At 36.2% G+C, this 608-nt stretch carries 1 protein-coding gene; it reads right to left on the bottom strand.

The genetic code is table 11. The features are described 5' to 3' along the window. Positions 1–268: 268 nt before the first annotated feature. Positions 269–608 (bottom strand): RNA-dependent RNA polymerase family protein (locus tag OMK64_RS20275; RefSeq protein ID WP_272730156.1); only part of this gene is annotated, 340 nt, incomplete at its 5' end.

Here is a 608-nt window from a genome sequence, read left to right on the forward strand (position 1 = left end):
GTTCATGCTAGCAGTGGCGGATCCAGACTTCAATTTAGGGGGCCAACACAAACAAAATTTAGATTTTCTCGCGGTTGTTAAATTATTTTTAGTTCATAATATTTTTGAAGGGAACTGTTAAAATTTTTTTTAAAAAAGCCACAAGTTAGAGGGGGAGTATGACTCTTATGGCCTACATAGTGATTCCTCTGCTATTTCCAAAAAGCTCTTGTATATCTTTGCTTTTCCTCAGTGTATTGGAATTTGTATTTACCCCTTAAGTTATTTACTATTCGACAAACATATTTTTTATTACAATGTCTACATATGTAATTTTTTTGACAGATGATCTGCCAATAAGGTCTATATCGTCAGCATAAGCAAGTACCTGGTTTGACTTGTTGAAGATTATGTTGCCGGTGTTGATGTTTGCTGATACCATAATCAATTCAAGAAGGATGTTGAAGAAGCTGCAGGATAACGCATCACCTTGTCGGAATCCTCTAATTGTACGAAAATTTTCCGTAGTTGTACCAGCTGCTTTGACACTGCTCCATGTGTCATTCAAAGTCATTTGGCAAAGTTTAATGAGCTTGGATGGGATGCCAAATAGGTTCATAGCTTTGAAC

The organism is Cellulomonas fimi (genome assembly GCF_028527925.1).
In the GTDB taxonomy this organism is placed as follows: Bacteria; Actinomycetota; Actinomycetes; order Actinomycetales; family Cellulomonadaceae; genus Cellulomonas; species Cellulomonas fimi_C.